Origin of the sequence: Pseudomonas sp. H9, from assembly GCF_004353925.1 — a bacterium.
Taxonomy (GTDB): domain Bacteria; phylum Pseudomonadota; class Gammaproteobacteria; order Pseudomonadales; family Pseudomonadaceae; genus Aquipseudomonas.
Genome location: NZ_SMOK01000032.1, coordinates 19,588 through 42,308 on the forward strand (window position 1 = coordinate 19,588; position 22,721 = coordinate 42,308).

The 22,721-nt window shown below is 58.5% G+C and carries 22 protein-coding genes; 6 read left to right on the forward strand and 16 right to left on the reverse strand.

The genetic code is table 11. The features are described from left to right. Positions 1-23: 23 nt before the first annotated feature. Complete coding sequence (locus E1573_RS22365; protein ID WP_133216728.1) at positions 24-398, reverse strand: YkgJ family cysteine cluster protein; 375 nt, start codon at positions 396-398, stop codon at positions 24-26. Positions 399-621: 223 nt separating this feature from the next. Here E1573_RS22365 and E1573_RS22370 point away from each other — a divergent pair, with 223 nt between their 5' ends. From E1573_RS22370 to E1573_RS22380, 3 genes are all read left to right on the forward strand, one after another. Beyond that, positions 622-1,140, forward strand: a complete 519-nt coding sequence (locus E1573_RS22370) for a sigma-70 family RNA polymerase sigma factor (protein ID WP_133216729.1) — start codon at positions 622-624, stop codon at positions 1,138-1,140. Next, the gene (locus tag E1573_RS22375; protein WP_256659602.1) at positions 1,137-2,111 is read left to right on the forward strand and encodes a FecR domain-containing protein; all 975 of its coding nucleotides are present in this window, start codon (positions 1,137-1,139) and stop codon (positions 2,109-2,111) included. The genes E1573_RS22370 and E1573_RS22375 overlap by 4 nt, the downstream gene beginning before the upstream one ends. Before the next feature lie 89 nt (positions 2,112-2,200). Further along, complete coding sequence (locus tag E1573_RS22380) at positions 2,201-4,606, forward strand: TonB-dependent siderophore receptor (protein WP_133216730.1); 2,406 nt, start codon at positions 2,201-2,203, stop codon at positions 4,604-4,606. A 69-nt stretch (positions 4,607-4,675) separates the two neighbouring features. On the opposite strand, the gene alaC is transcribed toward E1573_RS22380, so the two are convergent. From alaC to E1573_RS22420, 8 genes are all read right to left on the reverse strand, one after another. Beyond that, positions 4,676-5,887, reverse strand: a complete 1,212-nt coding sequence (gene alaC, locus E1573_RS22385; RefSeq protein ID WP_133216787.1) for an alanine transaminase — start codon at positions 5,885-5,887, stop codon at positions 4,676-4,678. A 142-nt stretch (positions 5,888-6,029) separates the two neighbouring features. Beyond that, the gene (locus tag E1573_RS22390; RefSeq protein WP_133216731.1) at positions 6,030-7,163 is read right to left on the reverse strand and encodes a hypothetical protein; all 1,134 of its coding nucleotides are present in this window, start codon (positions 7,161-7,163) and stop codon (positions 6,030-6,032) included. Positions 7,164-7,317: 154 nt separating this feature from the next. Continuing rightward, positions 7,318-8,205 (reverse strand): heme o synthase, encoded by an 888-nt coding sequence (cyoE, locus tag E1573_RS22395; RefSeq protein ID WP_133216732.1) that lies wholly within the window; start codon positions 8,203-8,205, stop codon positions 7,318-7,320. 11 nt (positions 8,206-8,216) lie between these two features. After that, positions 8,217-8,549: a cytochrome o ubiquinol oxidase subunit IV gene (cyoD, locus tag E1573_RS22400; protein WP_133216733.1), complete on the reverse strand. Its 333-nt coding sequence runs from the start codon at positions 8,547-8,549 to the stop codon at positions 8,217-8,219. Beyond that, positions 8,550-9,179, reverse strand: a complete 630-nt coding sequence (locus tag E1573_RS22405) for a cytochrome o ubiquinol oxidase subunit III (protein WP_026001353.1) — start codon at positions 9,177-9,179, stop codon at positions 8,550-8,552. Between the two features lie 3 nt (positions 9,180-9,182). After that, positions 9,183-11,201, reverse strand: a complete 2,019-nt coding sequence (gene cyoB, locus E1573_RS22410; RefSeq protein WP_133216734.1) for a cytochrome o ubiquinol oxidase subunit I — start codon at positions 11,199-11,201, stop codon at positions 9,183-9,185. A 3-nt stretch (positions 11,202-11,204) separates the two neighbouring features. Then, positions 11,205-12,149 carry a ubiquinol oxidase subunit II gene (gene cyoA / locus E1573_RS22415; RefSeq protein ID WP_133216735.1) on the reverse strand — a complete coding sequence of 315 codons (945 nt, stop codon included), beginning with the start codon at positions 12,147-12,149 and terminating at the stop codon, positions 11,205-11,207. A gap of 563 nt (positions 12,150-12,712) precedes the next feature. After that, positions 12,713-13,219 (reverse strand): disulfide bond formation protein B, encoded by a 507-nt coding sequence (locus tag E1573_RS22420; RefSeq protein WP_133216736.1) that lies wholly within the window; start codon positions 13,217-13,219, stop codon positions 12,713-12,715. A 237-nt stretch (positions 13,220-13,456) separates the two neighbouring features. Between E1573_RS22420 and E1573_RS22425 the strand changes: the two genes are divergently transcribed. Continuing rightward, positions 13,457-13,720, forward strand: a complete 264-nt coding sequence (locus E1573_RS22425) for a YebG family protein (RefSeq protein ID WP_133216737.1) — start codon at positions 13,457-13,459, stop codon at positions 13,718-13,720. A 6-nt stretch (positions 13,721-13,726) separates the two neighbouring features. Here E1573_RS22425 and E1573_RS22430 read toward each other — a convergent pair whose 3' ends face one another. Continuing rightward, positions 13,727-14,746 carry a Glu/Leu/Phe/Val dehydrogenase dimerization domain-containing protein gene (locus E1573_RS22430; RefSeq protein ID WP_133216738.1) on the reverse strand — a complete coding sequence of 340 codons (1,020 nt, stop codon included), beginning with the start codon at positions 14,744-14,746 and terminating at the stop codon, positions 13,727-13,729. A gap of 125 nt (positions 14,747-14,871) precedes the next feature. Between E1573_RS22430 and E1573_RS22435 the strand changes: the two genes are divergently transcribed. Then, positions 14,872-15,678 carry a SirB1 family protein gene (locus tag E1573_RS22435; RefSeq protein ID WP_133216739.1) on the forward strand — a complete coding sequence of 269 codons (807 nt, stop codon included), beginning with the start codon at positions 14,872-14,874 and terminating at the stop codon, positions 15,676-15,678. A 10-nt stretch (positions 15,679-15,688) separates the two neighbouring features. On the opposite strand, the gene maiA is transcribed toward E1573_RS22435, so the two are convergent. The 3 genes from maiA to hmgA are packed head-to-tail and all read right to left on the reverse strand — an operon-like array spanning position 15,689 to position 18,925. After that, entirely contained in the window at positions 15,689-16,315 is a 627-nt protein-coding gene (gene maiA, locus E1573_RS22440; protein ID WP_133216740.1) for a maleylacetoacetate isomerase, read from the reverse strand. 12 nt (positions 16,316-16,327) lie between these two features. After that, the gene (gene fahA, locus E1573_RS22445) at positions 16,328-17,620 is read right to left on the reverse strand and encodes a fumarylacetoacetase (RefSeq protein ID WP_133216741.1); all 1,293 of its coding nucleotides are present in this window, start codon (positions 17,618-17,620) and stop codon (positions 16,328-16,330) included. Between the two features lie 3 nt (positions 17,621-17,623). Beyond that, positions 17,624-18,925: a homogentisate 1,2-dioxygenase gene (gene hmgA / locus E1573_RS22450; RefSeq protein ID WP_133216742.1), complete on the reverse strand. Its 1,302-nt coding sequence runs from the start codon at positions 18,923-18,925 to the stop codon at positions 17,624-17,626. Between the two features lie 173 nt (positions 18,926-19,098). Between hmgA and E1573_RS22455 the strand changes: the two genes are divergently transcribed. Continuing rightward, positions 19,099-19,884, forward strand: coding sequence for an IclR family transcriptional regulator (locus E1573_RS22455; protein WP_133216743.1), 786 nt, complete (start codon positions 19,099-19,101; stop codon positions 19,882-19,884). A gap of 366 nt (positions 19,885-20,250) precedes the next feature. Here the strand turns inward: E1573_RS22455 and E1573_RS22460 are convergent, their stop codons facing one another. From E1573_RS22460 to E1573_RS22470, 3 genes are all read right to left on the reverse strand, one after another. Next, on the reverse strand, positions 20,251-20,601 hold the full coding sequence (locus E1573_RS22460; protein WP_133216744.1) for a hypothetical protein: 351 nt from the start codon (positions 20,599-20,601) through the stop codon (positions 20,251-20,253). 134 nt (positions 20,602-20,735) lie between these two features. Continuing rightward, entirely contained in the window at positions 20,736-21,647 is a 912-nt protein-coding gene (locus E1573_RS22465) for an SDR family oxidoreductase (RefSeq protein ID WP_133216745.1), read from the reverse strand. 129 nt (positions 21,648-21,776) lie between these two features. Then, positions 21,777-22,682, reverse strand: a complete 906-nt coding sequence (locus tag E1573_RS22470; RefSeq protein ID WP_133216746.1) for an alpha/beta fold hydrolase — start codon at positions 22,680-22,682, stop codon at positions 21,777-21,779. Positions 22,683-22,721: the final 39 nt, after the last annotated feature.

A 22,721-nucleotide genomic window follows, 5' to 3' on the forward strand; every position in this document is an offset into this window, starting at 1 on the left:
GTTGCACGCAGCGTTGTCAGCCTTCAGGCGACTTCAGCGCCCTCATCCGGCCAGATCGGCTCGTTGGCTTCCAGTGGTGGCAAGCCATACGCAGCCCGGGCTGCATCGCAACTCGGGTTTGCCTTGCCATCAACCCAGGCAGCCTCGAACTCGCGGCAAGGGCTTGAACGCTGTTCGTAAAGGCTGCAACTGACGCCTTTGCCAATCTCACCCTCAAGGCCAATGCAACGACAAGGTTTACTGTCGGTGCCGATCATGGCCACACGCGTAGGGTTGATCTGAACCACCATCTCATCGGGAACCAAACCTCCCGCCGATTGGCACTCACCCCAGAAAAATGACACACGGAAATACCCGCAGCAGGCGCCGCAGTTCAAACAAGGATTATGTTCGGACATGATGAAAGAAGGGGGGGCAAGATTATCGTTATTGGGAGAAAACCCGCCGCCATTCTATGCTTCGGCAACGTTTTGAGAAGGGGGGAGATGTAGAAAAATATTGCGTCTGACCAGCGGTTGAATTCGCCCGTTTCTGAAGTTGATTGCCGTCAACCAGCGCCCTGCAATAAGATGCGACGATTTCTCAATTGCATCTAATTCGCACAGCGGACGGGAACCCTCTATGTCGACTTTCGACAAGCCCCATGCAGAGCAGATCCAGGCCTATTACTGCGCGCACCACGGCTGGATTCGTGGCTGGCTGAACAAAAAGCTTGGTAATGCCAGTGACGCTGCCGACCTCGCTCACGACGTATTCGTACGCCTGTTGGCAAAACCACGTCAGTTCGAAAGCGATCAGCATGCCCGGGCTTATCTGAGCACCATCACCCGACATCTGTGCGTAGATTTCTGGCGGCGCCAGCAACTGCAACAAGCCTGGCTCGACGCCCTGGCCGAGCTTCCCGAACAGCATGCACCCAGCGAAGAACAGCGTGCCTTGGTGTTCGAAGCCTTGCAACAAGTCCAGGACATGCTTGCAAGGCTACCGAACAATGTGTGCCAGGCCTTTCTGCTCGCTCAGGTTCAAGGGCTGGGTTACCGCGAAATCGGCGAACGCCTTGGTGTTTCCGAGCGTACTGTCACCAAGTACATGGCCCAGGCCATGTACCAATGCCTGCTGCTGGAAGCGGATCTTCTATGAGCGCCGATGCCAAACCCGACCAGGCAACCCTGCAACAAGCAGCGCAGTGGTACGCCCGCCTGCGCGCCGGCAACGCCGACCATGCCGCCTTGCGCCAACATTGGCAACAGTGGCTTGATCAACACGACAGTCACCGCACCGCCTGGGCCTTTGTCGAGCGCATCAGCCAGCGCTTCGAGCCATTGCAGAGCCAGGCCGATGCTTCGGTGCAAGCCCTGCAGCGAGCCAGGCACAAGCTGCACACACGGCGGCGCACCCTGGGCACACTGTCACTGCTGTGTGGTGGGGTCCTGCTGGGCTGGGCAGGCTGGCGCAATCAGCTTCTGCCACAACGCTTGCTGGCACTGGGTAGTGACGTGCGCACGGGCGTCGGGGAAATCCATGCCCGCCAACTGGCAGACGGCACTCGTATCTGGCTCAACGGCGACAGTGCGTTGAACGTGGATTACCAATCGGGACTGCGTCGCCTGCAACTGTTGGCCGGCGAGGTGCTGATTGAAACAGCCACCGACAGCAGGCCTTTCGTCATCGACAGCGCACAAGGTCGCATGCAGGCACTGGGCACCCGCTTCAGCGTGCTGCAGCGCGAACAGGAAACCCGCTTGAACGTATTCGACGGTGCCGTGCGCATCGAGCCATTCGGTGGCGGTGTCAGAACCATTGTTCCGGCTGGCAGGCAGATCGATTTCGACCGTCAAGGCAGTGGCTCGCTGATCGATGCCGACAGCTCGCGCCAGGCCTGGAGTCAGGGCCGGCTGCTGGCCAATGACATCAGCTTGGCTGCCTTTGCCGAAGAACTGCAGCGCTATCAGCCTGGTTATCTCAGCGTTTCTGCTGGTGCCGGAGCACTGCGTGTGGTGGGTAACTTCCCGGCAAGCGACCCGGTACGCACCCTGAGTATGCTGGAAGGCGCGCTACCGATTCGCGTCAGCCAACCGCTACCTTGGTGGACAAGCATCGAGCTTCTCTAATTTTTTTTGCGAATTTTTCCTATTTGCGTTCCGGTTTTCCTTGCCTCGTTCGGATTAGCAAAAGAACGCTATCCATCAAGGAACATCGAATGCCCATTGCTACATTCAATGCCCTGACTGCCCGTCTTGGCACACCGCTGCTGATCGGCTCACTGCTGCTGGCCAGCGCCCACAGTGCTGCCGAATCACTGCAGCGCTATGACTTGCCCGCCGGGCCGCTGGCCGTGCAACTCAACCGCCTGGCCAGTGAAGCCGGCATCTACATCGTGGGTAACGGTGCCTTGAGTGCCGGCAAGACCAGCCCTGCCCTGCAAGGCGAATTCACGCCCGCCCAGGCGCTGCAGCGCCTGCTGCAAGGCAGTGGCCTGGTAGCAGTGCCGACGGCGGACAATCAGTACCAACTGCAGCCCGGCGCCGAAGGCGATGCCTTGCAACTGGACGCCACCTCGATCAACGCTAACGCCCAGAGTGCCTACGGCCCGGTCCAGGGCTACCTGGCCAGCCGCGCCAGCAGTGCTACCAAAAGCGATACCGCCTTGATGGAAACGCCTATGTCAGTGTCGGTCATCACCCGCGACCGCCTGCAGGCGCAAGGTGCGCAGAGCATCAGTGAAGGCCTGAGCTACACCGCAGGCGTGCACACCAACGTGTCCGGCAACAACCCCACCGATAACACCATCATGATTCGCGGTTTTCAGCAGCTCAATGCCGATGCCTATACGGACGGGCTTCGTAACAACAATGTCGGTTACTACGCGCCAGAGCCCTATGGCCTGGAACGCATTGAAGTTCTCAAAGGGCCCGCTTCGGTGATGTATGGGCAGGGCGAGCCTGGCGGCATTGTCAACTTGGTCTCCAAAAAACCGCTGTTCACCGCCCACCGGGAAGTGGGGCTGTCAGTAGGCAACCATGATCGCCAACAATTGAGCCTGGATGTCGGCGACGTGCTGGATACCCAACGCACGTTGAGCTATCGCCTGGTGATGCTCGGTCGCGATGCCGACAATGAAATCGACGGCATCGAGGACGACCGTCAATACATCGCACCGAGCCTGACCTGGGCGCCGACTGAAGACACCAGCGTGACGCTGCTGGCCTCTTACCAGAAGAACACCAACCTGTTCACCTCGAACATGGCCTACTCATTGTTCGACGGCTCCAACCCCAACGGCCGCGTGCCGCGCCATCGCTCACTCAACGAGCCGGGCTTTGACCAGGAGCGTTCCGAGCAGACCAACATCGGCTATGAATTGACGCATAGCTTCAATGAGCATTTGAGCTTTCGTCAGAACTTCCGCTACAGCCACTTTCATGGCTATCAAAATCAACTGTTCCGTAACAGCGGTGTGATCAATGGCAACACCATTGCCCGCTATTACGAGTTGCGTAACTACGACAGCGACAATTACACCCTTGATAACCAGTTGATTGGCAAATTCGACACACTGGGTGTGCAGCACACGGTAACGGCAGGGGGCGATTACCTGAGCGGTGATCGCAGCCAGTTCGTCCAGCACGGTGATGCGCCGTCGATCAACATCTACAACCCACAACGCGGCGTAAACATCGACACCTCGCGCTACACCGCCTTGTTCGACACCGCCCGCACAGACCGCCAGTTGGGGCTCTACCTTCAAGATCAGATGCGCCTGGGCAACTGGATCGCCACCCTCGGTGCCCGGCATGACTGGGCTCGCCAGGACAACGAGAACCAGATCACCGACACCCACCAGGTGATCAGTGACGAAGCTACCAGCGCGCGCGCTGCATTCGGCTATGAGTTTGCCGCCGGCCTGTTTCCCTACATCAGCTACAGCGAATCATTCAAGTTGGCTTCCGGCAGTAGCTACGACGGCTCGCCCTTCGAACCGGAAACCGGCAAGCAGTATGAAGTCGGGATCAAATACCAACCGCCAGGCAGCGACAACTACGTCACCCTCGCTGCATTCGACTTGCGTCGGCAGAACGTGGCCACCAGCGATGTCGACCACCCGGGCTACAGCGTGCAGCAAGGCGAAGTCACTTCACGCGGGGTGGAAATCGAAGGCCTGCTCAAGCCGGTACAGGGCATGAATGTGATTGCTGCGTATACCTACAACGACGTTGAAGTGACCAAGGACAATCCCAATTTCGCCGGTGTCAGCAACAAGGGCAAAACACCTGTACGCATCCCTGAGCACCTGGCCTCATTGTGGGCTGACTACACCTTGCAGACTGGCCCACTTGCAGGGTTGGGCGCAGGCATCGGTGTACGTTACACAGGCTCGACCTATGGCGATGCGCAAAACACCTTCGAGGTGCCGAGCTATACGCTGGTCGATGCCATGCTCAAGTATGACTTCGGCAAAGCCGACGCTTCGCTTGAGGGCGTGTCGGCTGCGGTCAACGTCAAGAACGTGAGCGACAAGTACTACGTGGCGGGATGTTTTATCAGCAATGCCTGCCTGCTCGGCACTGGCCGGACGGTCACGGCCGACCTGACGTATCGTTTCTAGCGCTAACTATCGCGGGGCAAGCCCGCTCCTACCGGGACGGTGGGAGCGGGCTTGCCCCGCGATCTGTTGCTACTTGGCCTTGCCTACGCCATCGGCACGGAACATCTGGCGAATGCCGCGCACTGCCTGGCGGATACGGTCCTGGTTTTCGATCAGGGCAAAACGCACATGGTCGTCACCATAGTCACCAAAGCCGATGCCCGGCGAGACGCAAACCTTGGCTTCGGCCAGCAGTTTTTTGGAAAATTCCAGCGAGCCCAGGTGTGCGTACTCTTCCGGGATTTTCGCCCAGACGTACATCGAGGCCTTGGGGTTCTCGACCATCCAGCCTATCTCGTGCAGACCTTTGACCAGCACGTTGCGGCGCTGACGGTACTGCTCGGCGATATCGCGCACACACTGCTGGTCGCCTTCCAGGGCCGCGATGGCAGCTACTTGCAGCGGAGTGAAGGTACCGTAGTCGTGATAACTCTTGATCCGCGCCAAGGCGCTGACCAGTTCCGGGTTGCCGACCATGAAGCCGATACGCCAGCCCGCCATGTTGTAGCTCTTGGACAAGGTGAAAAACTCCACCGCGATGTCTTTGGCACCTGGCACCTGCATGATCGACGGGGCCTTCCAGCCGTCATAAACGATGTCAGCGTAAGCCAGGTCGTGAATCACCAGTACGTCGTACTGTTTGGCCAGCGCCACCACCCGCTCGAAGAAGTCCAGCTCGACGCACTGTGCAGTCGGGTTGGAGGGGAAGCCGAGAATCATCATTTTCGGCTTGGGGATCGACTCGCGAATCGCCCGTTCCAGCTCGTTGAAGAAGTCCACACCAGGAATCAGCGGCACCGAACGCACCTGGGCACCGGCAATCACCGCACCGTAGATATGGATTGGATAGCTGGGGTTGGGGACCAACACCGTATCACCATGATCCAGAGTGGCCAGCATCAGGTGAGCCAGGCCTTCCTTGGAACCGATGGTGACGATGGCTTCGCTTTCCGGGTCGATCTCGACGTCATAGCGCTCCTGGTACCAACGAGAGATGGCCCGGCGCAAACGTGGAATACCGCGGGAAGTGGAATAGCCATGTGTGTCTTCACGCTGGGCGACCTGCACCAGCTTCTCGACGATGTGCGGCGGCGTAGACCCATCAGGGTTGCCCATGCTCAGGTCGATGATGTCTTCGCCACGACGGCGTGCAGCCATCTTGAGTTCGGCGGTGATGTTGAAGACGTAAGGGGGGAGACGATCAATGCGCGCAAAGCGGCGCGGCGAACCTTGGTCAGCCATGGCTTCCTCGAAGACGTAAGCGCCCGGAACCGTCCGAGCGACGTTGGCCACTGCGGTGGCCGGTGCCAACAATAGAGCCTGGGCGGGGCTCCTGTCCAGTCGAGGAAGAAAATCCAGCGAAGCCGCCCAGGCTCACCGTCGATCAACGAATAGCTTTATACGCTTGGTCGTCCCACTTGATAGGTGCAGCCAAGCCAATGCCAGGCTCGTAGGCTGCACCGCTGATGCTGGAAAACGCTACGCCTTTTTTGCCCAGGCTAACAGCGCGTTCGTTGTTTTCAGACTCGGTGATCTTTGTGTAGGAATGCTTGCACATCGCCAGGTACTTGCCTTCATCCAGCTCCAGCGTTTCATGGTAAGTCTGAAGGTCGCTGTCGCTGAGGTTGAGCATCTTTTGCAACTTTACTCCCCAACGAGTCAGGCAAACCTCGGCAAGGTGCCGAACAATCAAGCCGGGTTCAGTCAACTCCTTGCCGCGCGACGAACCATCCGCCGAAGCATTACCCACCAACGTGGCATGACGCCCCGCAATTGGATAGACATGGCATTGGGTGCTGGCGTGAGTTTCTGGAATCACGCAAGCAAATCCCTTGGAGCGCTCGTCACGGCAGAAGAAACCAACGTACTGCTTCACGTTTTCACCCAAGCGTACGCGATGGGAGTCGAAGTTACCCAAACCGGGAACAGGGTCGAGCGCAAAAATGTTTACTGGCAGGTGCTTGAGCTCTTCATCAGCAAGCAACGCATTGGCCAGCATATGGCAGCTGACGGCACCTCGGCTCCAGCCAACCATGTTGATCTGGGTCGGGATGATGCCGTCCTTGCGAAACTGTTTGATGATCTGCTCTTGCAGCATCTGCGGAGTGATCTGGCGATTGCCGTAGTTGTAGGTACGCCAGAACCAAGAGGCCGTTGCCGTGGCATCCGGAATGGGAACACCAGCCTCTTTCAGGCGATTGTATTCATCCTCGCTAAGCTCTTCGCGCTGCCAGTTGCAGCTTCCCTTGATGATCTGCATGGCATGCTGGACGTTTTCTTCCCAACCTTTACCGAACAGCGACTGCGTCCATTGGTAGTAGCCGCCCGGCTTAACAAACAGCTCATCGGCTTGCAAATCACCACTACCTGGGCCGTCGACGGCGATCCAGTGGGCATATTCCCTGCCCTGATCATTTGCTGCCAATGTCGAGACCAACTCGCCATTCCAGAAATTTGGGTTAGTGTCATCGAAACGGTGTGAGCCGGTGCCGCAGAAATAAACTGTCAATACGCTCATGTGTGTGTCCTCCATGGATGAGTGTTGGCGCACTTTATCCACAGTGTTTGCCAGCCTGCAGAGGGCAAATCCCCCCTTGCGCTGATGCCAACGGACACAAACAAAAACGCCCCGAGCCTTGCGGCCCGGGGCGTTTTTGTTCAACCCATCACCCTCAGTGGATGTAGGTCATCAGCACATCGCTCGGTATCTGGGTATCCAGCGACATCATCACGCTCAGGGCAGTGATGGTGAAGATGGAGAACACGAATACCTTGCGTGCCCACACGCGATCATCGGCAGCTTTGTAGCCAGTCCAGGCCATGTACAACCAGTACATGCCCATGGCCGCTGCAACTGCCAGATAGCTGGTGCCAGCGTAGCCGCCCAGGGTCAGCATCAAGGTTGCGACCAGGAACGCCACGATGTACCAGAGGATGTGCTTCTTGGCGACCTCGATGCCACGCTTGACCGGCAGAACCGGAATCGAGGCAGCCAGGTAGTCATTGAAACGGAAGATCGCAATGGCATACGAATGCGGCATCTGCCACAGGCTGAACATCACCAGCAGGGTCAATGCAGCCAGATCGAAGCTGTTGCTCACGGCGCAGTAACCGATCACCGGAGGCATGGCACCGGACAAGCTGCCTACCAGGGTGCCGTGCACCGATTTACGCTTCAGGTACAGGCTGTAGAAACCCACGTAGATGATGAAGCCGATCAGGCCGAACAACGCCGCCAGAGCGTTGGCCTGCACGTACAGCAGGCCAAGGCCTGCCACCCCCAGGAGGGTGGCGTAGGCCAAGGCGACTTTCAGCGAGATCTGGCCCTGAACCATTGCACGGTTCTTGGTGCGCTCCATCTTGATGTCGATGTCACGGTCGATGCAGTTGTTGAACACGCAACCGGACGCCACCACCAGCGAAGTGCCAATCACCGTGGCCAGGAACAGCAGGAAGTCGACATGCCCTTGCGCGGCAAGGAAAAAACCGCCTGCCACAGAAAGCACGTTACCGAAAATGATCCCCGGTTTGGTGATTTGGATAAAGTGCTTAATGGACATGCCGTCTTACCTCACTTCGCCATCATGCTGGTGTGGATGCTGAACATGATCCACAGCGACAGGCCCACCAACAGTGCAATAACCATCACTGTAAACAGGAAGGTCGACACGTTGGAGCTCTGCTCTTTGGAGCTGTCCATGTGCAGGAAGTACACCAGGTGGACCACCACCTGAATGACTGCCAGCGCCACCACGATCATGACCGTGATGTCTTTCGGCATGCTTGGGTACATCACCAGGCCGAACGGAATCGCAGTCAGGATCACCGACAGGATGAAGCCGATTACGTAGGACTTGACGCTACCGTGGTTGCCCTCGGCGTGGCCGTTATGTGCGTTAGCCATTTACAGAACTCCCAGCAGATACACGACGGTGAACACACAGATCCAGACCACGTCCAGGAAGTGCCAGAACAGGCTCAGGCAGCTCATGCGGGTCTTGGCGGTGCCAGTGATACCGTGCTTGTTGATCTGGTACATCATGACCGCCATCCAGATCAGACCGGCAGTTACGTGCAGACCGTGGGTACCGACCAGCGCGAAGAACGCCGACAGGAAGCCGCTGCGCTGTGGGCCGAAGCCCTCAGCGATCAGGTGATGGAACTCATAGACTTCCATCGCGATAAAGCCGGCACCGAACAGGAAGGTGACAGCCAGCCAGCCCAGCACGCCGCCTTTGTTGCCTTTGAACATCTGCAACATGGCGAAGCCGAAGGTGATACTCGAGAACAGCAGCAGTGCGGTTTCAACCGCGACAAAATCCAGCTGGAAAATGTCGTGACCCGACGGGCCGCCGGCAAAACTGCCGGACAGCACCGCGTAGGTGGCGAAGAGCGACGCAAACAGGATGCAGTCGGTCATCAGGTACAGCCAGAAACCGAAGACGGTCATCTGGCCCGAGTCGTGGTGGTGATCGTCATGCCCATGGTCGTGACCATGAGCATGAGTGTCTGCATTGATTACATGACTGGACATTGATTAAACCCGTTCAAACGATTCGACACGTGCGCCAACCGGCGAGCCGGTAGCCAGGCCCAGGGCCTTCAAGCGCTCACCTTCGATGCGCGCCACTTCCTCGGCTGGAACCATGTAGCCCTGGTCGTCACGCGCAGCGTGAGCAACGAAGACAGCGATGGTCGCAACCAGGCTAGCGCCAACCAGCCACCAGATGTGCCAGATGAAGGCGAAACCGAAGACGGTCAGCAGCAGCCCCATGAACAGACCGGTAGAGGTGTTGTTCGGCATGTGGATCGCTTCGTACTTGCCAGGAACCTTGTAGGCAACACCGGCTTCTTTAGCTTCGTGCCAGGCATCCAGGCCCACTTTCTCAGGCATGTGAGCGAAGTTGTAGAACGGAGGTGGCGACGAAGTCGACCATTCCAGGGTACGGCCGCCCCATGGGTCGCCGGTGACGTCCATGTTGTCCTTGCGGTCGCGAACCGATACGTACAGCTGGATCAGCTGGCAAGCGATACCGAACAGGATCAGCACGGCGCCGACAACGGCTACGTACAGGTAGGGTTCCCACAGTGGGTTGTCGGAGTGGTTCAGACGACGGGTCATACCCATGAAGCCCAGTGCGTACAGTGGCATGAAGGCCACGTAGAAACCGGAGATCCAGAACCAGAAGGCAGCTTTGCCCCACTTCTCGTTCAGGGTGAAACCGAAGGCTTTCGGGAACCAGAAGGCGAAGCCGGCAATGTAGCCGAACACCGCACCACCGATGATCACGTTGTGGAAGTGAGCGATTACGAACAGGCTGTTGTGCAGAACGAAGTCAGCACCTGGAACAGCCAGCAGTACGCCGGTCATACCACCAATGGAGAAGGTAACCATGAAGCCCAGGGTCCACATGATCGGCGCGGTGAAGCGCAGACGGCCCTGGTAGATCGTGAACAGCCAGTTGAACAACTTCACCCCGGTCGGGATCGAGATCAGCATTGTCGCCAGACCGAAGAAGGTGTTGACGCTGGCGCCAGAACCCATGGTGAAGAAGTGGTGCAGCCATACCGCAAAGCCCAGGACCGCGATCGCGCCCGAAGCGTAGATCATCGACTTGTGGCCAAACAGACGTTTACCAGCGAAGGTCGAAGTTACTTCCGAGAACACACCGAAGGCCGGCAGGATCAGGATGTAAACCTCAGGGTGACCCCAGGCCCAGAACAGGTTGACGTACATCATCGGGTTTCCACCAAGCTCGTTGGTGAAAATGTGGAAGTCCAGATAACGGTCAACAGTCAGCAGTGCCAGAGCGGCGGTCAGGATCGGGAACGAAGCGACGATCAGAACGTTGGCCCAGGTGCAGGTCCAGGTGAAGATCGGCATGTCCATCAGCTTCATGCCAGGCGCGCGCATTTTCAGCACGGTGACCAGGAAGTTGACGCCCGTTAGTGTCGTACCTAGACCTGATAGCTGTAGCGCCCAGATGTAGTAGTCCACCCCTACCCCGGGGCTGTACTGGATCCCCGCTAGTGGCGGATAAGCAACCCAACCGGTCTTGGCGAACTCACCAACACCCAGGGAGATGTTGACCAGCAGCACGCCTGCCAGCAGCAGGTAGAAGCTCAGGGAGTTCAGGAACGGGTAAGCAACGTCACGTGCACCGATCTGCAGAGGCAGGGCCAGGTTCATCAGGCCGGTGAAGAATGGCATTGCCATGAAGATGATCATGATCACACCGTGAGCGGTGAAGATCTGGTCATAGTGTTCAGGCGGCAGATAGCCTTCTGCGCCACCGGTGGCCATAGCCAGCTGGGTACGCATCATGATGGCGTCGGCAAAACCACGCAGCAGCATGATCATCGCGACGATGATGTACATCACGCCGATTTTCTTGTGGTCGACAGTGGTCAGCCACTCGGTCCACAAGTAGGTCCATTTCTTGAAGTAGGTGATTGCACCAATCACCGCGATACCGCCGAGCGCAATCATGGCGAGCGTCACCATGACTATCGGCTCGTGATACGGAATCGCATCCAGACTTAGTTTACCGAACATCTCTTACTCCTCTGCCCCAGCAGCTGAATGCATACTCACGTCCATCCCTTCGGTACCGGCCGCTTCTTTGCTCTGCTCTTTTTCGTGGACTGGCCGGCCGCGGTTCATACCTTCGTACTTGTCGACGATGATCTGGAACTGCTCAGGCGAGGCCACGCTGTACAGCGCGACTGGATTGTTTTCGCTAGTTTTGGCCAATGCCGCGTATTCAGCCGCGTCCAGCTGTTTAGGCGATTGCTTGACTTCGTTTACCCATGCCTCGAAATCAGCCTGGGAAGTGGCGATTGCCTTGAACTTCATACCGGTGAAGCCGGCACCGCTGTAGTTCGCCGAGATACCGTCGAACTCGCCGTTCTCGTTGGCGATCAGGTGCAGTTTGGTGGTCATACCGGCCATGGCGTAGATCTGGCCACCCAGGCCCGGAATGAAGAACGAGTTCATCACCGAGTCGGAGGTCACGCGGAAGTTGACCGGGGTGTTAGCCGGGAAGACGATCTTGTTGACCGTGGCAATGCCTTGTTCCGGGTAGATGAACAGCCATTTCCAGTCCAGGGCGACCACGTCGATCTGCACCGGTTTCACATCGGAAACCAGCGGACGGTATGGGTCCAGCTCGTGGGTGGTCTTGTAGGTCACATAGCCCAGGGCAATGATGATCAGAACCGGGATGGTCCAGACCGCCACTTCGATCTTGGTCGAGTGCGACCAGTCTGGGGTGTAGGTCGCAGCCTTGTTGGAAGCACGGTACTTCCAGGCAAAGGCGATGGTCATGAAAATGACAGGAATCACCACCAGCAACATCAAGCCGGTAGCGATCAGGATAAGGTTCTTTTGCTCAATGCCGACCTGGCCCTTCGGGTCGAGCAGGGTCCAGTTGCACCCACTGAGTAAAAGCATGCCTAAAAAGGGCAGAATGCCAAACAGTCTGGGGTAACGCTTTTTACTCATCTCACGACCTCTAGAGCAGCTTGCTTCAATGCAATTTGTGTTTTGGTCGCCAACACTTCGTCCTGCCAAGCGTTAGCATTTATGGGATCGAATACGGTCATACCTTGAGGCCAGCTGCGGCGGCTCGGCATTGACCGGGTATTACGGTGCTTATTGTTTTGACTTCGTAGGCAACAGGCCTGTTTTCAGACCAATTCCATTTGGTGCGGGAAATCACGGAGGGGGGTCAGCCCGGCATCGCCGCAGGCGATGCTCGTCAGAGTCAGCAAAAGAAGCCTTAAGCTCCTTTAATCCTGCGACTCGCAAGCGGTGCCGAACGGAAATTGGGGGCGATTGTAGATAGGTCGACATTCAAAGACTATGACTAATTGAGCAACAGTCTTTTACAGAATCGGTAACAATCAGGCTCAAAAAATCAGTTTCGCGACAGTTTGTCGCACCCTGCTCAATACCCCTGAAGGCCTTGTATTTCAAGGCCTCAGGGTTGATCCAGATCAACGCGGGCGCGACGTTGAGGGAAAGATCCATTGCACATCAGACTTGCATCAACACATGACTTTTGTCTAAGGCTTGCGGCGGTTGCGATAGATGCCCAATGGCACCAGAACAGCTGTCAGGATAAACGCCAACAATGCCCATTGCGCGAGCGAAAGGCCCAATACTGGCGGGTAAGGCGTGGAGCAGAATCCGTCGACCTGGAACACCAGCGGCAGCACTGACGCCAGCGGCAAGCCGTCAACAATTGGTTGCAAAGTATCTATTCCGCAGCTTACAGCCGGGTTGGCCAGAATATACACGTGGTTACCGGCGGCAGCGATACCGCCAATGGCACTGAGTACCACCAGGCCTTCAAGGACCGTCAGGCTGCGGCGCCCCGGCATGGCTGCACCAATAAAGGCAAACACGGCAATCAACAGCAGCGCGTAACGCTGCAGGATACACAGCGGGCACGGTGCCTCACCGAGCACAACCTGCATATATAACGCACCGCCGATCAAGGCCAGGCAGATCACCCCTAGTAGTACCAGAAAGCGCCGTTCCCGGTTCAGGCGCGATGATAGCTCGTTCATTACATATCCTTGGTTGATTGAATGGCTCGACTGCCTGCCCGGAATTCTACACGCTCAAGCAGACCTTTAAGAGCGGGAAAAGTGCCGCGCCCGGCTGGCTCAAGCCGACATGACAGGCGTCGAAAAGCAGAATGCTCAATTGCCACTATCTTAGTGCTTTGGATTACCCTATCATTAATACTGTACAAATAAACAGTATCGAATCTATCGATAATCAAAAGGCATGTGAGGTGATGAATGGCCGTCGAAGTGGTATACCGCAGCAGCCGCGATCTGGAGCGCTTGTTCATGGATAAAGCCGAAGCTGACCGTCACGACAAAATGCTCGAGCTGGCCGAGTTGCTCGCCGAGGTCCTGAAAAAAGCCGTGCCATCGCTCAGTGAACAGCAGGTCGAAGATGCAGGCATCTATATGGCCAAAAACCGTGACGTGTTTGCCAAGGCATTCAAGAGCCAGCCAGACGCCCTGTCTGAGCTGCTCACTGGCGAACAAGACACCTGATACCTGTCAGCTGTAGATCAAACGCTCAGCAAGCATCTGCGCCACGCGCGCCGGTGAGCGCTTTTCTGCCTGGGCGTGGGCGAACACTTCGGTGAGGCGCGAAGGAATGCGCGCCAAATGGCCAGTAATGGTACTCAACGACTCGCCGCGGTGCTTGAGCGCTACATAGATCAAACCACCGGCATTGATCACGTAGTCAGGCGCATAGAGGATTCCGCGGCTTTCCAGCTGATCGGCCACCTGCAACGTGGTCAGCTGATTGTTGGCGGCACCGGCCACAGCCGCACAACGTAGCTGCATCACGCTCTGGCCATTGAGTACCGGCCCTACCCCGCACGGTGCAAAAATATCGCAGGGCGTGCTGATCAACATCTCGTTGGCAACTGGCCGCGCATTGAACTGCTCAATGGCCAGTTGCACCTTCCCTTGGTCATGGTCGCTGACCAGCAACTCGGCACCGGCGGCATGCAGCTGCTCGGCAAGTGCGTAGCCGACATTGCCCAGCCCCTGTACTGCCACCCGCAGGCCTTCCAGGTTGTCGCTGCCCAGGCGCGCCATGGACGTAGCGCGGATACCGGCAAACACCCCCATGGCCGCATGCAACGAGGGATCGCCGACGGCAGTGGTGCTGGTAACGTGCTGAGTGGTCTGGGCAATGCAGTCCATATCCAGTGTCGAGGTACCACTGTCGACTGCAGTTATGAAGCGACCTTGCAAGGTATCGACAAAGCGACCAAAGGCCTCGAACAACGCCGCTCGATTTTCCACATGCGGGTTGCGCACGATCACCGCCTTGCCGCCCCCCTGTGAAAGACCCGCCAATGCCGCCTTGTAACTCATCCCCTGAGCCAGGCGAATGGCGTCGATCATGGCGCTGTCGTCGTCGGGATAGGCCAGATAACGACAACCGCCCATGGCCGGCCCAAGGTGTTCACTATGAATAGCGACCACGGCCTTCAGACCGGTTGGAGGGTCAATGCACAGGTGCAGCGATTGGGTGCGGGTGCTTTGCATCAGCGCGAACATCAGCGGGCTCCTCAGTGAGGTGCTGATCGAAGTATAGGCCGCACTTTGCCGATAGATGACAATGCCCGGACCACTGGACGAAAGGCGTTGCCAGCGCTACAAAATAAGCTTGAGCGGAGATTGTCATGACCCCACGCCAAGCCTGTCTTGCCTGCCTGGAACGTGACCCGGCTGCCTTGCTGGAGGCTGCACTATGGGTCGCAGTTGAACACGACAGTAGCGTCCAGCCTGCGGTTATCATGGCCCAGGTCAAAGCGCTGCAACAGGAGGTCAGCGGTGGGCTGCCGATGCTGCCGCTCAGCGAACTGGCCCAGCCGCTGTTACGCAGCCTCAACGCGCTAGGATTCCAGCAGGATGAATACCACCCGCTACGGCCCCAGGCGGCATTGCTGGATAAGGTTCTGGAACGGCGCCGCGGCCAGCCGCTTGCCCTGGCCTTGCTGACCCTGGAGTTGGCACATGGCTTGTCGATTCCGCTGGAAGGCGTGAATTTTCCCGGGCATTTTCTTTTGCGTGTGCCCGGTGCCGACCACCTGCTCGACCCTTGTGGTGGGCGCAGGCTCTACCCTGCTGACTGCCGCGAACTGCTCGGGCGCCAGTTTGGTCCACAGCTACAGCTAAACGCCGAACACCTGCAGACTGCCAGCCCTAAACAGATGCTCCAACGCCTGTCGCGCAACCTGCGTCAGTTGCATTCGACCCACGACGATGACCTCGCCGCACTCAAGGATGCCGAACGCGTGCTGCAACTCGGCCCCGCCACGGCCAGCGATTACCTGGCACGCGCCACCTTGTATCAGCACCTGGAATGCCCACAGGCCGAACGCTTCGACCTGGAGCATGCGTTGTTACTCAGCGATGACCCGATACAGCGCCTGCGCCTGACCGAGCGGCTGGGGCAATTGCATCCCCCCACCCCCTCGGTGCACTAACACCACAGGTTCAGGGCGTGTCGGGCTGCCGCGCCGGGTGCGCCTGGATAAAGGCCGGGTGCTCCTCCGCCAGTGCAGCAACACGGCGGATACGCGGATAGTCAGCGAGGCTGATATTGAAGCGGTCTGCAGCATACAACTGCGCAATCAGGTAGATATCCGCCAGCCCTGGCTCTTCGCCAAAGCAATAGCCTTCATCACCGATCAGCTTCTCTACAGCCGCCAGCCCTTGGCTAATCCAATGCGCGATCCAGGCATTGACCTGTTCCTCGTTGAAACCCGAGCCACGCAATTGGTTAAGCACACTGACATTATGTAGCGGATGCACATCACAGCCGATCAGCGCCGCCACGCCACGGGCCCGGGCGCGCAGTACCGGATCCTGAGGCAGCAGCGCCGGCTGTGGATAAACCTCTTCCAGGTACTCGATGATCGCCGGTGACTGCACCAGTAATTCACCGGAGTCGATCCGCAGGGCCGGCACCCGGCCCTGCGGATTGAGCGCGAGGAAATCCGCCTGCCCTTGTTCGCCCTTGAGCAGGTTGACCGGTACGTATTGGTACTCCAGCTGCTTGAGCGCCAAGGCGAGCCTCACTCGATACGAGGAGGTTGAGCGGAAGTAGTTGAACAGATCCATGGCCCTGCCCTCTTACTTGGCTGGAAGAATCTTGCCGCGGCATTCACCGAAACCGATCGATGCCACACCCTCACGCACGCACCGGGCTCGCAGGATGATCTCGTCACCATCTTCAAGGAACTTGCGCACCTCACCCGAAGCCAGTTGCACTGGCTCTTTGCCGCCCTGGGTAATCTCCAGCAGGCTGCCGAACTGCCCCGGCTGCGCGCCCGACAAGGTGCCCGAACCGAACAGGTCACCCGGTTGCAGCTGGCAGCCGTTGACGCTGTGGTGAGCGACCATCTGTGCGACACTCCAGTACATGCTCAAAGTATTGCTCAATGTCAGACGATGAGCTGGCAGGTTCTGCTCGCGCATACGCTCGGTCAGCAGCAGCACTTCCAGTTCGATGTCGAATGCGCCGTTGGCCTGGTCACGGGTGTCCAGCAGGTACGACAGCGGCTGAGGATCTCCTTCAGGACGCGCAGGCTGAGCACAACGGAACGGTTCCAGCGCTTCGGCGGTAACGACCCAAGGGGAAATCGTCGAGATGAAGCTCTTGGAAAGGAACGGGCCAAGTGGCTGGTATTCCCAGGCCTGAATATCACGGGCAGACCAGTCGTTGAGCAGACAGAAACCGGCAATATGCTCGGCAGCTTCGGCAACCGGAATCGCGTCGCCCATTTCATTACCCTGGCCAATCCAGATACCCAGTTCCAGCTCGTAGTCCAGGCGCGCGCACGGGCCGAAGCTTGGTTCACTCTGCCCGGCTGGCAGGGTTTGACCTTTAGGGCGGCGAACATCGGTACCCGACGGGCGAATGGTCGAGGCTCGGCCGTGGTAGCCAATCGGCACGTACTTGTAGTTTGGCAACAGCGGGTTATCGGGGCGAAATAGCTTGCCGACGTTTTTGGCGTGTTCGATACCGACATAGAAGTCGGTGTAATCACCGATCTGCGCAGGCAGGTGCAGTTGGCACTCACGGCTGGCAAGCAACAGTGGCTTCAGCGCAGCCTGATGCTCGCTGTGCTCGCCGAGCAGTTCCAGCAGACGCTCACGCAGGGCAACACGGGCAACACGGCCAAGGGCGAAGAATGCGTTCAAGGCGCCGCCACGGGTCGCCTCGACGGCTACGCGGGCTTGACCTTCGAACAGACCGGCAGCCAGTACGGCTTCCAGATCAAGAATCGCATCGCCGATGGCCACGCCACAGCGTTTGGCCTGGTTCTGATGAGTGAAGATCCCCAGAGGCAGGTTCTGCAGTGGAAAATCGCGATGCCCGTTGGCGTGTTCGACCCAACTGCGGGCAATAGCGGACTGATTCATGGGTTATCTCCGATGTGGGGTGAAGGTGCTCGGCAGTGTTGCCCAGCAACTATCGTAGTCGGCCTGCAGCTGCGGGCATTCAAGCGCATGGCGGCTCGGGCGCAGCACCTGGCTGGTCTCGAACATGAACGCCATGGTGTTGTCGATCTTGTTCGGCGCCAGCTCGACGGAAATGGCCTTGGCGCAGGTTTCGGCGTCGGGGCCGTGGGCGCTCATGCAACTGTGCAGGGACGCGCCACCAGGCAGGAAGCCTTCGGCCTTGGCATCGTATTCGCCCTTGATCAGCCCCATGAACTCGTTCATCAGGTTGCGGTGGAACCATGGTGGACGGAAGGTGTTCTCGGCCACCATCCAACGCGGTGGGAAAATCACGAAGTCGAGGTTGGCCATGCCCGGCACACTGGTCGGTGAGGTGAGCACGGTGAAAATCGACGGGTCCGGATGATCGAAGCTGACCGTGCCAATGGTGTTGAAACGGCGCAGGTCATATTTGTAAGGCACGTTGTTGCCGTGCCAGGCGACCACGTCCAGCGGCGAGTGGTTGAGCTCGCAGCCCCACAATTCGCCGAGGAACTTCTGCACCAACTGCACCGGGCCTTGATGGTCTTCGTAATGCGCTACAGGCGCGAGGAAATCGCGTGGATTGGCCAGACCATTACTGCCGATCGGGCCCAGATCCGGAATACGCAGGGGCGCGCCGTGGTTTTCGGCGATGTAACCGCGTGCCTGGCTGTCGAGCAATTCGACGCGGAACTTCAAGCCACGCGGCAGCACGGCGATTTCCAGCGGTTCGACCTCCAGCACGCCCAGCTCGGTGACCAAACGCAGGCGGCCCTGTTCCGGCACCAGCAGCAGTTCACCGTCGGCGTTGAAGAACACACGCTCCATGGAGCGATTGGCGCAATAGTTGTAGATGCTGATACCGGCAGGCTTCTCGCTAGCCGAATTGGCAGCCATGGCCACCCAACCATCAAGGAAATCGGTTGGCTCACTCGGAATTGGCTGTGGGCCCCAGCGCAGGCGGTTGGGCGTTACCGCGCCTAGCGGGCCGCCAGCCAGTTGCCGCTCCAGCCGCTCAAAGCGTGGGTGCAGGGCCGAGGGGCGAATGCGGTACATCCAGGTGCGGCGCAGCTCACTGCGGGCCATGGTGAAGGCGGTACCGGAGAACAACTCGGCATACAGGCCGTAGGGGGCCTTTTGCGGTGAGTTCTGCCCGACCGGCAGAGCGCCAGGCAAAGCTTCACTGGCGAATTCGTTACCGAAACCGCTCAAGTAATCGAGGACGGGGGTGCTTTCGAGGTTCATCGAGCCTCCGGGCCCACTGCAGGCCGGTTGATGGCAGTTGGTTGCAAACCGTAGCCGGTGGCAACACCTCTGCGTTATTTTTATCGTAATTACATTACGCATAACGTAATTTGATTGGCGAAGACCGTCAAGCTATAAAGACGCCCACCTGGACTACCCGGATCGAATGCACCATGGCTAAAGCCAGTTCCCCCGCCGACAGCACCGGCAAACAGAAGGTCCGCTCGGCCGAAGTCGGCACGGATATCCTCAAGGCCCTGGCCGAGCTATCACCTTCCACCTCACTGTCGCGCCTGGCCGAGCATGTCGACATGCCTGCAAGCAAGGTCCACCGCTACTTGCAGGCGCTGATTGCCAGCGGCTTCGCCGAACAGAACCCGGCCACCAACCACTATGGCCTGGGTCGTGAAGCTTTGCGTGTGGGCCTTGCAGCGCTGGCCGGGATGGACGTACTGAAAGTCGCGGCCATGCCCCTGTCGCAGTTGCGCGATGCACTCAATGAAAGTTGCTTCATTGCCGTGTGGGGTAATCAGGGAGCCACGGTGGTCAATATTGAACCGGCAGCCCGTGCGGTCACCGTCGTCACCCAGATCGGCTCGGTACTGCCGCTGCTCAGTTCGTCGACCGGCCTGGTGTTCGGTGCCTACCTGCCGGAACGCGAAACCGTCGAGCTACGAGACCAGGAGTTGGCAGCATCCGGGCACAGCGCTGGTGAATACGAAGCGTTGTTTGCCAGCATTCGCCAGCGCGGCCTGCACCATGTGCATGGATTGCTGATGCCCGGCGTCGATGCACTCTCGGCACCGGTGTTCAATGCCATGGGCCACATCGTCGCGGTGCTGACAGTGGTTGGCCCGACGTCGATCTTCCACGCTGACGAACAAGGCCCGGCCGCACAGCAACTACTGGCAGCCGCGAAATTGATCAGTTGGCGTATGGGCTACGAAGAAGCCCCCTAAGTTTGCTTACAAAGGCTCACGGTCATTCACAGGTTTCTGCGCTACTGTGAGCCGCATTGCACTGTTGCCAGCCGTGCAACAGAGAATGTCACAAATGGTTATTTTTCCTTACGGGTCAGCGGCTTATCCTGTTTGCATGGGCCGCAGCACCGCTGCCAGCCCTCTAGTCCGGGCACCTCAGGCGTGCACACCCCGCCTCCCGGCAACAGGTTCACCGACGTTGATTTTGAAGCTCCTTGATCTACGTCTTACTTGGCCGCTGCTATGCAGCGGCCTTTTTTATCGCCCACCGGCAGAGGCGGGCTTACCGCGCAATTGCGGTGTGCCAGTTTGAATCGATCGCGGGGCAAGCCCGCTCCTACCGGATCAATCGTCGTTATCGTCGAAGTGGAAGCGATGCAGCAGGCGATGTGCGATGGGGGCAAGAATCAGGCCGATGCTGGCCACGAAAACCAAGCCCACATACAAGCCGTACGCAGCAAAGAACAGCTTGCCGCCCATGCTCTCGGGCAAGATCACCGGCCCTACCCCACCGAGCAGCAAGGTGGCGTTGAAGATTGCGTCGTGCAAGGGAATGTGCGGCTCGAAATACAGGTGGCCAAGCACGCCGAAGAGAATTGAGGCTACCAGCAACAAGCAAGCCGCCAGGACATGGCGCAGCATTCGAAAACGAAATTGACGAGGCGAAAGCACGGCCTCGGTCTTGGATTCGTACATCCTCTGTACTCCTGCGTCGGTCATGGCCGTCCAGCATAGGCAGGAACCAGTAGCGACCTCAACCTGCTGTAGGAGCGGGCTTGCCCCGCGATGGATCTAGACTGACCCACCGCAATCGCGGGGCAAGCCCGCTCCTACACGGCGAACTTCTGCAGGTTGGCCATCATTTGCTGTAGCGCCTCAAAGCTGTCGCGCGGGTGCTGCGCATCGGTAAAGTCACCCACCGCTTGCCAGTTGGCCGCCACATCTTCCGGGGTGAAGCCTTGATGTGGGTTGAAACCTACGCCCAGGCTGCGCTCCCAACGCACTTTACCCACCCAGCCACCGCCGACTTCAAACAAACCGCCGCTGTCCTGGCACTGCTCACTGCCCAGATAAACCACCAGCGGGCTGATCAGCTCCGGTTTCAGTTGCTCAAACACCTGCTGCGGAATCAACCCTTCAGTCATGCGTGTACCGCCGGTGGGGGCGATGGCATTGACCAGAATGTTGTGTTTGCGCCCTTCGATGGCCAAGGTGCGGGTCAGGCCATAAAGGCCGAGCTTGGCCATGCCGTAGTTGGCCTGGCCGAAGTTGCCATAGATGCCAGACGTCGAGGCGGTGAAAATGACCCGCCCCCAGTTCTGTTCACGCAGGTGCGGCCAAGCTGCGCGAGTGATCTTGTAGGCGCCTTCAACATGCACGCGATAAACCTGGTCCCAGTCGCTGTCTTCCATCTTGTGGAAAGTTTTATCGCGCAGGATGCCGGCGTTGTTGACCACCACATCGACACGACCAAAGGTATCCAGTGCCTGCTCGACGATTCGTTGACCGTCGGCCACTGAATCATGGTTGGCCACTGCCGTGCCGCCTGCCTCACGGATCTCTGTTACCACGCGGTCTGCTGCAGAGGCGTTGGCACCTTCGCCATGGGTCGAGCCGCCCAGGTCATTGACCACAACCTGTGCACCGTGCCGCGCAAACAGCAAGGCATGGGCCCGACCCAGGCCGCCGCCAGCACCGCTCACAATCACCACTTTATCGTCCAGGCGCACCGACTCGTTCATGCTCAACACTCCAGAGAAATCAGCAAGATATGCCTGAGTGTCAGCCAGCACCTGCCAGCACACAATCAAGCGGGCTCAGGGTGAATGGCAGGCAATAAGGTCAGCAGATGATGCAACGCGCCCGGCCGCTCAGGACCAGGCCACCTTCTGCGCATCGTTTGCCAACGTCTGCTCGCGAAACGCCAGGTAGTGGCGCAGCACCTGTGCCGGTGCTTCGGTATGGGGGTAATGGCCGATGCCTTGAAGCAACACAGTATCGGGATTGGGTACCAGTTCTTGATAGCGTTCCAGCATGTGGGCGCCAGAGATAGGGTCGACCGCGCCGTTGATAAACCGCAACGGGACGCCATCGTGCTGCAGGGCTGCGACCCAGCGCTCACGATGAACGACTCGCTCGGGTAAATAAGCGATCAACTTGTGCAGGATTCGCGTGCCGCGATTCGCCGTCATCAGGCTCCAGCAATCGTCCAGCGCACTTTCGCTGGGGTGCGTGCACGGGCCATAGATCTGAGTCACGTTACGCACCAGATCGTCACGCCCGAACGAACGCGCGACCAACCAACCCAATCGACTGAGCAGCAACTTCTGAATCAGCAAGGTCCGATGCCGCTCAGGAAATAACCCGCCGTTGAGGAACACGCAACTGGCGATGTTCGCGAGCCCTTCATAGTGGCGCGCCAACAGCTCCTGGGAAACGCTGCCACCGTAGTCGTGAGCGAATAAATGCACCGGCTGCTGAATTTTCAAGTGCTCGAGCAAGGCTTGCTGCAAATCGGCCTGCTCGATCAGGCTGTAGCGATGGTGCAGCGGTTTGGCTGAATCACCAAAGCCAAGCATGTCGCAGGCAATGACCCGATAGCGCTGGGCCAGTGGCGCCCACAGGTAGTGCCAATCCCAACTTGCAGTGGGAAACCCATGAATAAGCAGCAGAGGCTCACCCTGCCCTGCCGTCCAGTATCGAATGGCCTGGCCGCGGAACGAAAAATTCAAGCCCCGCGTACGCCAGACGCACAATGGAATCTCGGCCAGAGGCATCAGTGTGCCCCCGATAAAAGCAGGAGCGTTGTGTTGAGC

What these genes read in the sequence shown, in the direction of transcription:
- E1573_RS22365 (WP_133216728.1), bottom strand. Translation starts at nt 398, where the DNA reads ATGTCCGAACATAATCCTTGTTTGAACTGCGGCGCCTGCTGCGGGTAT.
- E1573_RS22370 (WP_133216729.1), top strand. Translation starts at nt 622, where the DNA reads ATGTCGACTTTCGACAAGCCCCATGCAGAGCAGATCCAGGCCTATTAC.
- E1573_RS22375 (WP_256659602.1), top strand. Translation starts at nt 1,137, where the DNA reads ATGAGCGCCGATGCCAAACCCGACCAGGCAACCCTGCAACAAGCAGCG.
- E1573_RS22380 (WP_133216730.1), top strand. Translation starts at nt 2,201, where the DNA reads ATGCCCATTGCTACATTCAATGCCCTGACTGCCCGTCTTGGCACACCG.
- alaC (WP_133216787.1), bottom strand. Translation starts at nt 5,887, where the DNA reads ATGGCTGACCAAGGTTCGCCGCGCCGCTTTGCGCGCATTGATCGTCTC.
- E1573_RS22390 (WP_133216731.1), bottom strand. Translation starts at nt 7,163, where the DNA reads ATGAGCGTATTGACAGTTTATTTCTGCGGCACCGGCTCACACCGTTTC.
- cyoE (WP_133216732.1), bottom strand. Translation starts at nt 8,205, where the DNA reads ATGTCCATTAAGCACTTTATCCAAATCACCAAACCGGGGATCATTTTC.
- cyoD (WP_133216733.1), bottom strand. Translation starts at nt 8,549, where the DNA reads ATGGCTAACGCACATAACGGCCACGCCGAGGGCAACCACGGTAGCGTC.
- E1573_RS22405 (WP_026001353.1), bottom strand. Translation starts at nt 9,179, where the DNA reads ATGTCCAGTCATGTAATCAATGCAGACACTCATGCTCATGGTCACGAC.
- cyoB (WP_133216734.1), bottom strand. Translation starts at nt 11,201, where the DNA reads ATGTTCGGTAAACTAAGTCTGGATGCGATTCCGTATCACGAGCCGATA.
- cyoA (WP_133216735.1), bottom strand. Translation starts at nt 12,149, where the DNA reads ATGAGTAAAAAGCGTTACCCCAGACTGTTTGGCATTCTGCCCTTTTTA.
- E1573_RS22420 (WP_133216736.1), bottom strand. Translation starts at nt 13,219, where the DNA reads ATGAACGAGCTATCATCGCGCCTGAACCGGGAACGGCGCTTTCTGGTA.
- E1573_RS22425 (WP_133216737.1), top strand. Translation starts at nt 13,457, where the DNA reads ATGGCCGTCGAAGTGGTATACCGCAGCAGCCGCGATCTGGAGCGCTTG.
- E1573_RS22430 (WP_133216738.1), bottom strand. Translation starts at nt 14,746, where the DNA reads ATGTTCGCGCTGATGCAAAGCACCCGCACCCAATCGCTGCACCTGTGC.
- E1573_RS22435 (WP_133216739.1), top strand. Translation starts at nt 14,872, where the DNA reads ATGACCCCACGCCAAGCCTGTCTTGCCTGCCTGGAACGTGACCCGGCT.
- maiA (WP_133216740.1), bottom strand. Translation starts at nt 16,315, where the DNA reads ATGGATCTGTTCAACTACTTCCGCTCAACCTCCTCGTATCGAGTGAGG.
- fahA (WP_133216741.1), bottom strand. Translation starts at nt 17,620, where the DNA reads ATGAATCAGTCCGCTATTGCCCGCAGTTGGGTCGAACACGCCAACGGG.
- hmgA (WP_133216742.1), bottom strand. Translation starts at nt 18,925, where the DNA reads ATGAACCTCGAAAGCACCCCCGTCCTCGATTACTTGAGCGGTTTCGGT.
- E1573_RS22455 (WP_133216743.1), top strand. Translation starts at nt 19,099, where the DNA reads ATGGCTAAAGCCAGTTCCCCCGCCGACAGCACCGGCAAACAGAAGGTC.
- E1573_RS22460 (WP_133216744.1), bottom strand. Translation starts at nt 20,601, where the DNA reads ATGTACGAATCCAAGACCGAGGCCGTGCTTTCGCCTCGTCAATTTCGT.
- E1573_RS22465 (WP_133216745.1), bottom strand. Translation starts at nt 21,647, where the DNA reads ATGAACGAGTCGGTGCGCCTGGACGATAAAGTGGTGATTGTGAGCGGT.
- E1573_RS22470 (WP_133216746.1), bottom strand. Translation starts at nt 22,682, where the DNA reads ATGCCTCTGGCCGAGATTCCATTGTGCGTCTGGCGTACGCGGGGCTTG.